At 47.1% G+C, this 13,498-nt stretch carries 14 protein-coding genes and 1 pseudogene; 12 read left to right on the top strand and 3 right to left on the bottom strand.

Annotated elements, in window-relative coordinates; all coding sequences use genetic code 11:
* Nucleotides 1-37: 37 nt before the first annotated feature.
* Nucleotides 38-859, top strand: a complete 822-nt coding sequence (locus tag LZ23_RS00465) for a GNAT family N-acetyltransferase (protein ID WP_052506990.1) — start codon at nt 38-40, stop codon at nt 857-859.
* A gap of 49 nt (nt 860-908) precedes the next feature.
* Here the strand turns inward: LZ23_RS00465 and LZ23_RS23830 are convergent, their stop codons facing one another.
* Together LZ23_RS23830 and LZ23_RS00470 are read right to left on the bottom strand one after the other, a co-directional pair.
* Entirely contained in the window at nt 909-1,097 is a 189-nt protein-coding gene (locus LZ23_RS23830) for a hypothetical protein (RefSeq protein WP_198145861.1), read from the bottom strand.
* On the bottom strand, nt 1,090-1,374 hold the full coding sequence (locus tag LZ23_RS00470; protein WP_232300326.1) for a TrmO family methyltransferase domain-containing protein: 285 nt from the start codon (nt 1,372-1,374) through the stop codon (nt 1,090-1,092). The genes LZ23_RS23830 and LZ23_RS00470 overlap by 8 nt, the downstream gene beginning before the upstream one ends.
* 1,022 nt (nt 1,375-2,396) lie before the next feature.
* Here LZ23_RS00470 and LZ23_RS00475 point away from each other — a divergent pair.
* Nucleotides 2,397-3,380 (top strand): Wadjet anti-phage system protein JetD domain-containing protein, encoded by a 984-nt coding sequence (locus tag LZ23_RS00475; RefSeq protein ID WP_084590830.1) that lies wholly within the window; start codon nt 2,397-2,399, stop codon nt 3,378-3,380.
* On the opposite strand, the gene LZ23_RS00480 is transcribed toward LZ23_RS00475, so the two are convergent.
* Complete coding sequence (locus tag LZ23_RS00480; protein WP_045210616.1) at nt 3,373-3,633, bottom strand: hypothetical protein; 261 nt, start codon at nt 3,631-3,633, stop codon at nt 3,373-3,375. The genes LZ23_RS00475 and LZ23_RS00480 overlap by 8 nt on opposite strands.
* On the opposite strand from LZ23_RS00480, the gene LZ23_RS23835 reads away from it, so the two are divergent.
* The 10 genes and pseudogenes from LZ23_RS23835 (at nt 3,632) to LZ23_RS00530 (ending at nt 13,438) form a co-directional block, all read left to right on the top strand.
* On the top strand, nt 3,632-3,859 hold the full coding sequence (locus LZ23_RS23835) for a hypothetical protein (RefSeq protein ID WP_045210618.1): 228 nt from the start codon (nt 3,632-3,634) through the stop codon (nt 3,857-3,859). The genes LZ23_RS00480 and LZ23_RS23835 overlap by 2 nt on opposite strands.
* The gene (locus tag LZ23_RS22065) at nt 3,829-5,427 is read left to right on the top strand and encodes an AAA-like domain-containing protein (RefSeq protein WP_052506992.1); all 1,599 of its coding nucleotides are present in this window, start codon (nt 3,829-3,831) and stop codon (nt 5,425-5,427) included. Before LZ23_RS23835 ends, LZ23_RS22065 begins: the two co-directional genes overlap by 31 nt.
* A gap of 73 nt (nt 5,428-5,500) precedes the next feature.
* Complete coding sequence (locus tag LZ23_RS00500) at nt 5,501-6,391, top strand: RpnC/YadD family protein (RefSeq protein WP_045210624.1); 891 nt, start codon at nt 5,501-5,503, stop codon at nt 6,389-6,391.
* A gap of 225 nt (nt 6,392-6,616) precedes the next feature.
* Complete coding sequence (locus LZ23_RS00505) at nt 6,617-6,856, top strand: hypothetical protein (RefSeq protein ID WP_045210625.1); 240 nt, start codon at nt 6,617-6,619, stop codon at nt 6,854-6,856.
* Nucleotides 6,857-7,172: 316 nt separating this feature from the next.
* On the top strand, nt 7,173-7,424 hold the full coding sequence (locus LZ23_RS00510; RefSeq protein WP_045210627.1) for an AbrB/MazE/SpoVT family DNA-binding domain-containing protein: 252 nt from the start codon (nt 7,173-7,175) through the stop codon (nt 7,422-7,424).
* Nucleotides 7,418-7,741, top strand: coding sequence for a type II toxin-antitoxin system PemK/MazF family toxin (locus tag LZ23_RS00515; RefSeq protein WP_198145862.1), 324 nt, complete (start codon nt 7,418-7,420; stop codon nt 7,739-7,741). The genes LZ23_RS00510 and LZ23_RS00515 overlap by 7 nt, the downstream gene beginning before the upstream one ends.
* A 210-nt stretch (nt 7,742-7,951) precedes the next feature.
* The gene (locus LZ23_RS00520) at nt 7,952-9,679 is read left to right on the top strand and encodes a hypothetical protein (protein ID WP_045210630.1); all 1,728 of its coding nucleotides are present in this window, start codon (nt 7,952-7,954) and stop codon (nt 9,677-9,679) included.
* A gap of 299 nt (nt 9,680-9,978) precedes the next feature.
* Nucleotides 9,979-10,308: a DUF1016 N-terminal domain-containing protein gene (locus LZ23_RS25255; RefSeq protein WP_198145863.1), complete on the top strand. Its 330-nt coding sequence runs from the start codon at nt 9,979-9,981 to the stop codon at nt 10,306-10,308.
* Between the two features lie 110 nt (nt 10,309-10,418).
* A pseudogene (locus tag LZ23_RS25420) lies at nt 10,419-11,229 on the top strand (PDDEXK nuclease domain-containing protein).
* Between the two features lie 790 nt (nt 11,230-12,019).
* Entirely contained in the window at nt 12,020-13,438 is a 1,419-nt protein-coding gene (locus LZ23_RS00530; protein ID WP_045210631.1) for an ATP-binding protein, read from the top strand.
* Nucleotides 13,439-13,498: the final 60 nt, after the last annotated feature.

A 13,498-nucleotide genomic window follows, 5' to 3' on the forward strand; every position in this document is an offset into this window, starting at 1 on the left:
GTCCCCTTTATAACTGACCCCAGTTGAGGAAACTTAAGTGAAAGACATTCTGCAAGACGTATCTTCTTCTTCGTTAGTGACCGCTATTGAAAGCAATCTGTTTGCATTTTTGCCATTGTTCGAGCTCTGCCCTCAAGCTGAAATCCATGATGATCCACAGCTGCTGTGGTCTCTTACTGATATTCCTTTTCCGCTGTTCAACAGCATCATGCGCGCAAGAATAGCTCCAGATGATGTAAATGCCGCTATCGAAGCAGCCATGACCCGTGGCAGGGAAAAAAATGTACCCATACTGTGGTGGACCGGACCGACCACTAAACCATCTGACTTAGGGATGTATCTAAATATGCATGGCTTTACCCGTGAAGATGATGCACCCGGGATGGCGCTGAACTTGCGATCCCTTAACACAGACTTTCCTGTACCTGACGGTTTAACTTTTGAGAAAGTCAAGGATGCCGAAAGACTTAAGCAGTGGCATTACCCTTTTGCATCGGGATTCGGCATGCCAGATTTTGCGGTGAATGCTCTGATAGATTTATTCGAGCAGATCAGCTTTGTTAATCAGCTGCCCTTGCTCCACTACACGGGCTGGCTGGAAGGAAAGCCAGTGGCAGCGGGATCGGTTTATCTGGCAGCAGGCGTGGCCGGCATTTATAATGTAGTCACCGTTCCAGAGGCTCGACGCAAAGGTATAGGCACACTTATCACTCTGGCACTTTTACGAGAGGCTCAGATGGCGGGTTACCGGATCAGCATCCTGCATACCTCCAAAATGGGGCTTAGTGTCTATCGTCAACTTGGATTTCAGGAGTATTGCTCTATTGGTCAGTATCTCTGGTCACCTGAACAAGCCTGATCACACAAAAAGGGCTTGCAGATCTTCAGGTTTCTTGATGAAGGAAAGCTTAGGTGAGTGCCGGACTGTCCCAGGTTTCGGCAAAGTACCTCTTCACACTTAGGGTTGCGGGCAAAGCCCGCCTTAATACTGTCTTGTAATCAATAACCGCCATTACCCGGCCGTAGGCCAGGGTCGCCAGAATGTCCGCAAAATCGTCCACTTCGGCCAGATCATGGCTGACCATGACCTTAGGCACTCTTTCCTTCAAAACGTCCATCGCTTTTGTGATTCTGGGCATTTTGCGCTTTTTCATCGAGCCAGCCAAACCGATCAGCTGGCCATATGTCAAAATCCTTGACGTAAGGCTTGATATCCAGGACCGGAGTTCCGTCAAGAATATCAACGTTTTCCAGAAACACCTCCCTGCCTTTAATTCCTGTCAGCTTGACTATGGACAGTCCAATAGAATTGGGACGTTTTGGAGAACGAGTCGCGAAAACCCCGCGTCGTTCAGTGTCCAAAAACCCATTCAAATATATTTTTCCAAAAATCACATGACTTTCTTAGGCTGTCTTGCAAAGGGTCAGCCGGTATTTCTTGTCAGCGGAAATGGAAGTTGGCAGTGGCGAAACTTTTTCTAATCCGTTTCTTGTTCAATAAAAAATTAGTGCCGGGGTGCCTGTTTCCACAAGCATGAAATCAAGGATAATTATTAACGGGAGCATTACGAGTTTTTTGAAAATGGATGGGGACAGTCTCGAAGCCAGGGAAAGTCCCCCTCCGGGCTGTAAGCCTCCGGGCAAGAAGCCGTGCCATGCCGTAGTTTATAGCTTTTTACACAAAGATAGCCTTAACACACCCTATTCATATTTTGTTTTCAAAAAACTCGTAATGCTCCCGTCTGGAAGCGGAGCAGGAGGCTGATCTGATGTTTCAGGTTGTGCGACGCTTAGGCTGGACTGGAAGCCGCGCTATCCTTAAAAGCGCTGAAAAGATACAAATAATCAAAGATTTCAAAGGTCCATTGACAAACCAAAAATGCTGTGTGAACTTGGATGTTAGCCAAGCGACGTGCAGCTTGTTTGTCCTGTACTAATCACTGACTTTTGTTATCATTACAGCGACACTTTATTTAAGCAGGAAGGGGACTGGCTCTCCCCGCACTTATTTTTATGGCAGAAAGGCTGCAGAACAATTGCAAAAAATAAGTGCGGGGAGTGCCTGTCCCCGGTGGCCGAAACAATAATTAACTCAAAGTGTCGTTTTAGGTGCTTATTGGAAATTTCAAACCAACATGTTTGGTAACTTCTCAATAACTCCTGGCGATCTTACACTAAGAAAATTCCTGGATTCCGGCTTTCGCCGGAATGACGAATGAAAACAGGGCGTTGCATTGTGAGGGAGCATTACGCGTTTCTGACAACCAGACAGGGGACAGTCCCGAAGCCAGGGACAGTCCCCGTGCTGATCCGTCATTACTGGGTTTGATCAATCTGCAACTACAACAAACTATAATTCTAATCGAATTGGTTTTCAAAAAACACATAATACTCCCATGGATGATCCTTTGCAGAAATGTCTGGCCTGGACACAGCTTCAAAATCAGGGACGATCGCCTCATCGCAAGGCTTTGGATCCCCTGGTCCAGGCAGGGATTGCAGAACTTCAGGGCCGGGAAGTTGTGCTCGTGGATCATGAAACCCTGTCTAACATTATTGAATCCCAATGCAGCGCAGTCATTCAGGCCAGGGATGAAGCCAATGAGCTAATTTCTTCCATGGGCTTAGATGTGAGCATTACATCCAAGCCCATGGAGGCCCTTGCTCTCTTAAGGGAACTCCATAGACGCTCGGCTCATGAAAAACCATGTCATGTTCAGTCCCTTAGTTCAGCCCTGTTTCAGGATTCCAAGCATATATTGCGCTTTCCGGTTCTCAATAAAATTTATTCCAATTGGTCTCAAGGCCTTTTTCAGCGTGGTGAATTAAGGGTAAGGTCCTGGTCGGATTTGCATCACAGGCAGGGCTTGAACCTTAAGCATATTACCCGGACTCTGGGTCAGGCATGCATTCAGGCTGGGAAAGCTTCCAAGACAGAAAATTTTGATTTTTCAGAAATCAGGTTTGTGCTTACTACTGAAAACCTTGCTCCGTTTATGCAGTTGGAGCTTAAACACGGCCTGCTCATTTTCTGCCAGGGCTATGCCTCAGCTCTGCCCGGGCTTTGGCTGAAAAATCTTCCTCTGCAATGCAAATGGGTGCATTTTGGTGATTTTGACCCGGACGGGCTGTTTATCTTTGAACAGCTCTTAAAAGCATCCAAAAGAAAAGGACATTTTTTTCCGGATTTGCCTTTTTTGCAAAGATACAGGGACCGCCTTGCTCCCTGGAATGCTTCCAGAAAGTTTGACCCGGAAAAGTATCAACATGACGACTGCAAAGAGCTTGCCCTTTGGGGAAAAGAAAACAATGTCTACGCAGAGCAGGAGTGGATAATGGAAATGCTTGGTCCGGACAGGGTTATTGCTGCCATTACCTGAGGGTTTGTTTGCCGGGGTGCCATACTTTTGAAGCCCTGTCACAAAAAAGTTGTACCATATCTGGATTAAAAGTATCTGGATTACATAGATATCTAAGCCGGTCCGCAGCTACAATCTGTATTTGCTCAACGACCAGACCATCCGCCGCGACCAGAACCTGACCGTCCGGGACGTCATCCAGGTCGGCCAGACCTGCTTGCTGTTCATGCCCCTGTGCCATGAACAGTTTTGGTGGTAGAAGGAGACTGACCATGCAAAGCACCCCAACCGAACATGACTTTCAGCAGCCCTTTGCGGAGGGGCACATGCTGCTGCGTCGATTCAGGATCAGAAAAATATTGGGCCGGGGCTGGTTCGGGATTACCTATCTAACCCTGGATACGGAAGAAAATGCCGTCCTACCTCCGGTAGGGCTGGTATTAACATGCTGGATACAGGAGATCACTTTATGCGCTATTTTCATTCCTACGGGCCAGTAGATTGTGAAGAGCATTTTTGCGTTGCGCGTACGGATCTGGTGCAGCAGTGCGTAAGCCAATTAGTGGCCAATCCGGAAAAGAGCGGGCACTATTTCACCATCTGGGCACCTCGACAGTGCGGCAAGACGTGGCTGATGCGGCAGGCCAGGCTGGAAATTGAACATAAATACGGGGACAGGTTCCTGGTCGGAATGATGTCTATGCAGGGCGTGGTCTTCAATGACCCTGACTCTCCTGACGAGATATTGCCCTGGTTTGCGGACCTGTTCGAGGACGCCCTCGGCATTCGGCCTGACCCTCCTGACGACTGGCAGGACTGGACCACCCTGTTTCGCAAGTCCAGAGGCATATTTTCCAAGCCTCTGATTCTGTTCATTGACGAGTTCGACAGCCTGCCGCCAAAAGCCATTGACCGCCTGGTGACCATGTTTCGCAACATGTATCTGCAGCGGGAGGCCTATGCCCTGCATGGTCTGGCCCTGATCGGCGTGCGAGCCTTGCTTGGGGTGGACTCTGACCGGGGCTCGCCTTTCAACGTACAGCGCTCCCTGCACGTCCCCCGGTTCACACGGGAGGAAGTCGAGGATCTGTTTGGCCAGTACCAGTCTGAAAGCGGCCAGTCCGTGACCCCGGAAGTGGTCCAGAACGTATACGGGGCCACCCTGGGTCAGCCTGGGCTGGTCTGCTGGTTCGGGGAGCTTTTGACGACAAAATACAATCCAGGGCCAGGCATGGTCATTGACCGTGCGGTATGGTCCCAGACCTATAGGCGGGCCTGTTTTTCGGAATGGAACAACACCGTACTCAACCTGCTTAAAAAAGCCAGGGGCCAATACCAGCAGCATGTTCTGGAACTGTTCACCCGCTCCGACATCCAGTTCAGCATCGATGTCCCCTGGTGCAGTTATCTGTACCTTAACGGGATCATCGACCGAACTGAGGTCATGGATGATCGCGGCGAGACACTGGATGTCTGTCGGTTCGCCTCGCCCTTTATCCAGCAACGCCTGTACAACGCCCTGACCCGAGATCTGATGGGCGAACAAACCCCGATCCTGGCCCTGGAGCCCCTGGATGATCTGGCGGACGTTTTCTCCGGGCCGGAGCTGGACCTGCCGGCCCTGCTTGAGCGCTACACTGCCTATCTCAATCGGCTCAAGGCAGCGGGCCGCAATCCCTGTCAGGACCAGCCCCGCCGTTCAGACCTGCATTATACCGAATACGTGGGCCATTTTCATCTCTATTTCTGGCTACAAAACGCGGTGCAGGACCATTGCATCGTCAGCCCGGAGTTCCCAACGGGCAACGGCCGGGTGGACCTGCATCTGAAGTGTCCACGCAACGAAGGGGGCAAAGAGGGGGTCATCGAGGTCAAGAGCTATATCAACCAGGCCAAAATGCACCGCCACATCGACCAGGCCGCGAACTACGCCCGCAACCTGGGCCTGCCATCCATCACCCTGGCCCTGTTCGTTCCAGTGGAGGACGAGGCTGTTCTGGCCAAATTGTCCGGTACGCATGAGATCGAGGGCGTGCGAGTGATGGTCAAAGCCATTGGCTGGGTGTGAGGTTCTCCGCAGTCACCGGGCAGGATATCGGACTCGGCACTATAAATGACTATAACCAGCTGGAGTCGGTTTAATGAGCAATGATCAGAACTTTAAAAATCTTATCCTTGATTATCCCTATGATTCTCTGGAACTATTTGCTTCCAGGGAGGCTACAGAAATAAAGCAAGGGGCCCGGATTCTTCCAGTCCGGGAAGAACAGCTCAAGGAACGGCTGGGTGACAGGTTCAGAGAACTTGATGTTCCTTTGCTGGTTGATTGGCCAGACGGGAGAAGGGAGGCTCTGCTTTTTGTACTTGAAAACGAAACCGATCCCTCTCGTTTTTCCATTCATCGCCTGGCTCATTACTGCCTGGACCTGTCAGATCTTTTAAAAACCAACCGGGTTGTCCCTGTGGTAATATTCCTGCGGAAAGGTTCATTTGCCCGCGAGCTTGTTCTTTATGGTGACCAGCAGGATTATCTGCGCTTTACTTACATCAGCTTTGCATTCAAGGGTCTTGGCTATGAGCAGTATCAAGAGAGCAACAATATCGTAGCCAGGCTGAACCTGCCTAATATGAATTATGAACCAGAGCAGAAGATTGATGTATACGCAGCCGCAGTGAGGGGCCTGCGCAGACTTGAGACTGACACTGAAAAAGTTATAAAGTATCTGGATTACATAGATATCTATGCCGGGCTGGACGAAAATGAAAGGATTGTGTATTCACAGAAATATCCAGAGGAGGATAAGTATATGAGTACTTTTGCAGAAAGATTTATCAATCAGGGAATGCAGCAGGGAATGCAGCAGGGCATGCAGATTGGCGAGGCCAATGTGTTGCTCAGACTGTTGTCACTGAAATTCGGTGAAATTTCTGAAGACAAGAAGAAGATGATTCTGTCCGCTGATTCAGAACGGCTGCTCAAATGGTCGGAAAGAATTCTTTTTGCCGATGATGTTGATGATGTTTTGCAGTAGTATTAGGCCTTCCTCTTATTCCCCGGCTGGAGCTTGGGGCGTTTTGCTCTTGCGGCTCCAGCCGCTTGCCCTGTGGTGAAAAGAAAAGTATGTCTACGCAGAACGGATTAGATAATGGAGATGCTTGGTCCGGACAAGATTGTTGTTGCTATTACCTGAGTTTTTTTGTTTGAGGGTTTTTTGGGTGAATAAATTTGTTCAGTCAGGAATGAATAAATTTATTCATTGACAAACATCTATATTTGTCAATATTCATTACACATTGATCTTAGATTTCTGCCGCATAACACCCATCTGGATTCACCTGAACAATACAGCCAATTAGACCCACATCTGCGCCAACTTGGCAAACAGCCCCTTGTTCATAAATCACGTCTTCTTGATATCCTGCCCAGCAACAATCCGGGTATATTCACCTTAAGCGGAGGCCGGCAGATAGGCAAAACCACCCTGATGAAACAGTAGATGGCAGAGCAGTGTTCATGACGGACGATTCTGGCCTGTGGAAGTCAAGTGGACTTCTCAGCTTCGCCCTGGAGAGCTCAAGCAGATAGTCAAGTATCCCAACGGGCTTATTCTCAACAAGTCCAGACAAAGGGGCTCAATACAAAACGTACCAACCCGTCCTCTGCCCCTGGAACTTTTACGACTTGGTGCTCGTAGTCAGGACAGCCAATAAAATAACACGAGCAATAATATGGTGTCTCCTGAACCTGAAAGTTCATTGACAAAACCAAAATAACGTAATTACATTATGCTTACCTGGAGCAGGAGGTGACTTATGAGGGCGCGTGTAATTAAAATTGGTAACTCTCAAGGATTTCGTATTCCCAAGCCTGTCCTTGAGCAAACTGGAATAAAGGATGATGTTGAAATCGAGGTGGATAAAGATCAAATAATCATCAGGCCCGTAACAAAAGTTCGCGATGGCTGGGACGCCGCATTTAAGAAGATGGCCCAAAAAGGTGATGATGAACTGATATTTGATGAAATTACTGATCACTCTTGGGATGATGAGGAATGGCAATGGTAGTCAAGCGCTTTGAGGTTTACCTGGTAAATCTCGATCCAACTATCGGTGCAGAGATTCAAAAGACCAGACCTTGCCTCGTTGTTTCCCCTGATGAAATGAACCGTAACATCCGCACGGTGATGATTGCTCCCATGACCTCTGCCCAGAACGATTATCCCACCCGGGTTTCATGCACTTTTGCAAATAAAAAAGGGCAAATTGTGCTGGATCAGCTGCAAACAATTGATAAGGTGAGGCTTATTCAAAAGCTTGGCACCATAGGCTCAAACGCGCAATTGGAGGTTGTTTCAGTGCTTCAAAAATTATTTGCATTATAATAGAAGCCAAGAGGTTTTGCCCACGGAACACACGGAAGGACACGGAAAGTGTCTTTTTTCTTTACTCTGTGTTTTTTGAAGTATTCCGCTGCCCCGTGAAACAACGCTGAAAGCGTTCTTTAACGTGGGCTGGTTTTCAGCAGCAAGGGATGCGGTATTTTATACATGCCAGATGGAAACAAAAAGCCTTAAGCTACATGAGGAAACAGTATGTCTAAAAAAATAGCCTATGGTCCTTATTTGGAGAAGATTGAGGAAATATGCAAGCCCCTGTCCAGAAATGATCTGCATGAAATTATTATGGCCATGGCCAGGGAAGCGCGGATTCATGAGCGAAGCATGTTTATTGAGAAGATAGAGGCTTGCCTGCCCGGGAAGCAAAGCCAGTGGGACACTGAACCTGAAGAAGATGTTTTTGATGGAATAGAGGCCCTGAAAGAGAGCATCCAGGAAAGGATAGAACTTATTGAAGACGGTGAATATCATGAACTGGAAGATTATGATGTTTATGACTCATATTATGATGACAATCCCGATGAAGTTAGCCAGGAACAGATGGATGAACTGGAAAGCTATTTTTATGATGCAGGCCGTTATTTTCTGGAAGGCAAACTGGAAACAGCCGGAAAGATTTATGAAGCTTTGTTTGCCCTGATTGAAGAAACAGAGATCAAGCACCTTCTTTATGAGATAAATATCCTTGAAGAAAGGGCACGTTTTTGCCGCTGCGTATATGAGCTGACAGAAGGACCAGGCAGGGTTGACGCGTTATTAAAAGCCATGAACCCCGACTTTGAAGAATCTGCCTTCATGCCTTCCAGAGATAATTATCCTGCCCTTAAAGATGTAATGGACACTTTGGTAGAACCGCTGCCTGATTTTGAATCATTCTTGCCTGAGTGGGAAGCGGCTTTGTCACAATCTGGTGGCATTCCCGGACTGCGAAGAGCCAGGCTGTGGCTGGAGGCGGTCAGTTTTAGAAATGATTTTGAAAAAATCAGTGAGCTGGCCAGAACGTGGGCTGATCAACAGCCATATGGATATATATTCTGGCTTGAGCAGCTTGAACCAAAAAAATCCTGGACAGAGTCAGCAGCCGTTTCCAGGGAAGCCCTGAACATTATCAGCCCAGGAGAGCGGAGGGCAAAAGTCGCGGGCCATCTTATTTCAGCCGGTGAACAGCTTGATGATAAAATGATGATTCTCCAAGGCAAGCGGGAGCTCTTTTTCTCAACCCCAACTTATCATACCCTGGTAACATTTATTCATGAGGCGGAAAAAAACAATCTCCGGCAACAGGAGTTGGACAAAGCTGCTGAATATCTCGATCAGGCTGAGGACCGAATACATTCAAAAGACGATATGCATATTACAGTCTTGATCATGGGCGGCAGAATAAGTGAAGCTTTCACACGTTCAAAAGATGCAGCGCCTGTTGGCTGGTCATATAGTAGTTCCAGTGGCCTGCTGTTCAGCTGCGCCCTTTATCTGTACAGCCTGATGAATGATCAATGTTCAGTTACAAGTACTCTTATGGAAGATAATGCAGACAGGAATTACTTTGATACACTTGATTACGGTTTTTCTGACAGGGATGCCCTTGAAGGGGAGTGTTTGAGACAGATCATGCAAGGCTTGGCCATGACCAGACTGCCAGATGCGGAATTGAAAAAATATTTTCAATGGGCAGTTAAGCTCGGAGAGAAAAGAATTCAGCATATTGTCAGCAATAAATATCGCAAAGCCTACAAAAGAGCTGCAAAGGTGCTTGTGGCCATAGCCGAGGCCTATGCGGCCAATAATGATAATCAAAAGGCAGCTTCAATGCTGAAAAAATACTATTATGAGCTTTTCAACCGCTTCAGCGCCTTCAGAAGTGAAGTCAGGGAAGTGCTGGGCATGTCTGAAATATTGAGAAAGAAGTCTATTGGAGTGTAACAGTCCATGCTATGGGTATGGGCATTCTGCAAAAACGAACCCAATTGCGGGTTTGTCATGACAAATCCGCAATCAGGTTCGTTTTTGTCTTGAAGTGTCAAGCTAATGCAGTGTAAGCATTCAGGGGGATGTTGAAACCGGCCTGGGGACAGTCCGTCAGTGAAAACTGCAGCACAATGAAATGTTATCTCTGGTTGAGTGCCGGACAGTCCCTTGTGTCTTAAAAAAAGCTAAACTGTTACCCAAGGAAGAGTGAACGCATATTCTGGCATTTCTAATGGAGTCTTTAGGGGTATGAAATGAGCACTGATATTCAAGAAAAAAATAATGATTCTCTTTTCAGCCGAGTCGTCACAATTCTCGAGAATGCCCGATCTAATGTTGTCCGTTCGGTTAATTCCAATATGGTTGCGGCTTACTGGCTGATCGGGCGGGAGATTGTGCAGGAATTGCAGAAAGGCGAAGAGCGGGCTGAGTATGGAAAGCAAGTTATAGAGGATTTGTCTGATGTCTCACAGCACAATATGGAAAAGGCTTTTCGACAACCAATCTTTGGTATTTCAGGCAGTTTTATCAGAAATATCCTAACCGTCTTTCAATTCTCCACCCGCAGGGTGGAGAATGTGTAAAATCCGGAAATCTCCACCCGGCAGGTGGAAAATTTCCGGAAGAACAAAAAAGTTACCCAACTGATTGCCAATCTGTTGCAAAATCAATTAAATTCTCATCTGGTGGAGATTTGAGCCAGGCCTTCTCCCCACAACTTTCCTGGTCCCACTACCGTGCATTAATGCGGGTAAAAGACGAAAAAGCCCGCCTTTTTTATGAGCAGGAAGCCATTGACTGCGGCTGGAACAAAGCTCAGCTGGAACGACAGATCCACTCATCGTATTACGAGCGAATTATTTCAAATCGCGGTGAAGCCGGTCTGAGTGCTGCTGACAGAGAACGCCTTCCTGGAAAGCCCCTGCCGCCTGATGCAATTCTGAAAAATCCATATGTGCTGGAGTTTCTTGGATTGCCTGATTCCCCAAATCTCCATGAAACCACATTGGAGCAGGCCATTATTACCCATCTACAAAATTTCCTTCTGGAACTGGGGAAGGGCTTTGCTTTTGTGGCCAGACAGAGGCGGCTTAGATTTGATGACACAGATCTCTATGTGGACCTGGTCTTTTATAACTGCATTCTCAAATGCTACCTGCTGATTGATCTCAAGATGGGTGAGCTGTCATACAAGGATGTGGGACAGATGGATGGATACGTGCGCATGTTTGATGATCTTTATACAGCAGAAGATGACAATCACCATGGGACTGGTTCTATGCACAAAGAAAAATGAAGCCGTTGCCAGATATTCTGTATTGAATGAGCGGAAACAGATTTTCGCGTCGAAATATATGCTCTACCTGCCAAGCGAAGAAGATTTGAGGCTGGAATTAGAAAGAGAGCGTAAGATAATCGAGGAGCAGTTGGAAGAGCTTAAGCGAACCTTAAGTTGGAGACGGATAGAATCGGTGAGGCTTCCCCCATTGGATGGACAAGTATAAGGTGTAAGCCCTTTTGCAGGGAGATCATGGATGTTTGACATGGATTCTTGAAAACCTTGTGTGCGGATTTTCCTGGCTGTAACAGTTTAGGCCCTTTCTCAGGAAAGCAGGGGACAGGCACCCCGGCACCCACTTGGCCGATAAAAAAATCATTCAATCTCAAAATACAGCTCAAGAGGGTGCCGGGAGAGCCAGTCCCCGTGCTACATGCAAATGGCTAAACTGTTACCCCTGGCTGTTTTACCCCACGTCTTGAATCAGTTCGCTGGCATATTTATGCAATACGCTGCCAATGAGAGTCAGGTATGGGATACCTTCACGGTCTGCTTTACGCTGCAGGGCAAGAAGGTCATTTTCTGAAATACGGATGATTATCTTTCGGTTTTTTCATAGTGCTGCGGGCTGCAGCCTGAAAATCAATGCCAGATTCAGAAGGCTTTAACTCTCCTTTTTCTTAGGCATTGAGAATTTCTTTTTCCTCGAGGTCAAGTTTAATTTTATCCGGTTGATGGGCCATGTTTTCCCTCGTTTTCGAATACGATCCCTCTTTCACGGGTCAGGAGTTCTTTTTTTCAGCGTTGCATTTGAATGAGTCAATATCATATGGCATGGCAATGTGCGCACAATATCAACCATCATGTGAAAGTGGTCACTTTGGCGAAGCCATTTTTAGGTTGTCATGGGGTAGATTTGGGTAGTCTCTTTTTTTCATTGTGAATAAGTTTATTCATTCCTGATTGAATAAATTTATTCATTGACATGTGATTAAATTTGTCATTACCTATTGCTCATGGATCTCAGGTTTCTGCCGCATAATACTCATCTGGATTCTCCAGAACAATTCAGCCAATTGGACCCCCATCTGCGCCAACTTGGCAAACAGCACCTTATCCACAAATCCCCTCTTCTTGATATCCTGCCCCGCAACAAGCCGGGCATATTCACCTTAAGCGGAGGCCGGCAGATAGGCAAAACCACCTTGATGAAACAGTGGATGGCAGAGCAACTTTTGCAGGGTACGCCTCCAGAAAATATCCGTTTTGTTACAGGTGAGCTTATTGAAGACCATCATGCCTTAGTCAGGCTTTTCAGTGATATGTTGTCCGCCATGCCTGAAGCCGAACACAAATATCTGATTCTGGATGAAGTGACTTATATCCGGGAGTGGGACAAGGCAGTTAAATATCTGGCAGATGCAGGGTTATTGGAAAGGGTGGGGCTTTTTTTAACTGGCTCTGATATGACCCTCATCAAAGAGGCACGGATGCGTTTTCCTGGCAGGCGGGGAAAAGAGAGCAGGGTTGATTTTCATCTTTATCCCCTGAACTTTTTAGAGACTGTCCAGTTGAAAGAAAACTTCAGTTCGTCTGATATTGACACCCTTGTCAATGAACAGGCTGAGCCTTCCCTGGATCTGATGGATAGGCTTTTCCGGGAGTTTGAATGTTATCTCATCCACGGAGGTTTTTTAACAGCCATGAATGATCTGGAGGAGCATGGGGCTATTTTGCCGGCAACTTATTATACCTACACTGACTGGGTCAGAGGGGATTTTTTGAAGCGCGGTCGCCGGGAAAATTCATTGCAGGAAATTCTGAGAGCCATTATCAAATCTTATGGCAGTCAGGTAACCTGGAATTCTTTAACCCGGGAAATGAGCATTGAGCATCCCAAAACCGTGGCCGACCATGTGAGTCTTCTTGAATCTATGGATGTGGTCTTTGTGCTGCATGCTCTTATTGAAGACAAGCTTGCTGCAGCCCCAAAAAAAGCCCGCAAGGTGTTTTTTTGCGATCCGTTCATTTTCCACTGCGCCATGTCCTGGCTTTGGCCCTGTTCTAATCCTTATCAGGATCAAAGTTTGCCGTTACTTGCTGATTCACGAAAAGCAGGCCTGCTGGTTGAGTCTTGCGCCGCATCTTTATATGGCCGAAACTATCCTGTTTACTATATAAAAGCCAAGGGTGAGGTAGATATAGCCTATGTTCATGACGGACGATTCTGGCCTGTGGAAGTTAAGTGGACTTCTCAGCTTCGCCCTGGAGAGCTCAAGCAGATTGTCAAGTATCCCAACGGGCTTATTCTCAACAAGTCCAGACAAAGGGGCTCGATACAAAACATCCCTACCAGTCCTCTGCCTCTGGAACTTTTACGACTTGGGACTCATAGTCAGAACGGGAGCATTACGCGTTTTTTGAAAACATATTGAACATGGGTTTGTAACACCTATTGTCTGCGAAACAGGTAATAGTGAACAGCCTGGCAAGGG

This window comes from Desulfonatronovibrio magnus (genome assembly GCF_000934755.1).
In the GTDB taxonomy this organism is placed as follows: domain Bacteria; phylum Desulfobacterota; class Desulfovibrionia; order Desulfovibrionales; family Desulfonatronovibrionaceae; genus Desulfonatronovibrio; species Desulfonatronovibrio magnus.

Coding starts and splice junctions, on each gene's coding strand:
- LZ23_RS00500 (WP_045210624.1), top strand. CDS start 5,501: ATGAGCAATGATCAGAACTTTAAAAATCTTATCCTTGATTATCCCTAT.
- LZ23_RS00510 (WP_045210627.1), top strand. CDS start 7,173: ATGAGGGCGCGTGTAATTAAAATTGGTAACTCTCAAGGATTTCGTATT.
- LZ23_RS00530 (WP_045210631.1), top strand. CDS start 12,020: ATGGATCTCAGGTTTCTGCCGCATAATACTCATCTGGATTCTCCAGAA.
- LZ23_RS22065 (WP_052506992.1), top strand. CDS start 3,829: ATGCGCTATTTTCATTCCTACGGGCCAGTAGATTGTGAAGAGCATTTT.
- LZ23_RS23835 (WP_045210618.1), top strand. CDS start 3,632: ATGCAAAGCACCCCAACCGAACATGACTTTCAGCAGCCCTTTGCGGAG.
- LZ23_RS00480 (WP_045210616.1), bottom strand. CDS start 3,633: ATGGTCAGTCTCCTTCTACCACCAAAACTGTTCATGGCACAGGGGCAT.
- LZ23_RS00520 (WP_045210630.1), top strand. CDS start 7,952: ATGTCTAAAAAAATAGCCTATGGTCCTTATTTGGAGAAGATTGAGGAA.
- LZ23_RS25255 (WP_198145863.1), top strand. CDS start 9,979: ATGAGCACTGATATTCAAGAAAAAAATAATGATTCTCTTTTCAGCCGA.
- LZ23_RS00515 (WP_198145862.1), top strand. CDS start 7,418: ATGGTAGTCAAGCGCTTTGAGGTTTACCTGGTAAATCTCGATCCAACT.
- LZ23_RS00475 (WP_084590830.1), top strand. CDS start 2,397: ATGGATGATCCTTTGCAGAAATGTCTGGCCTGGACACAGCTTCAAAAT.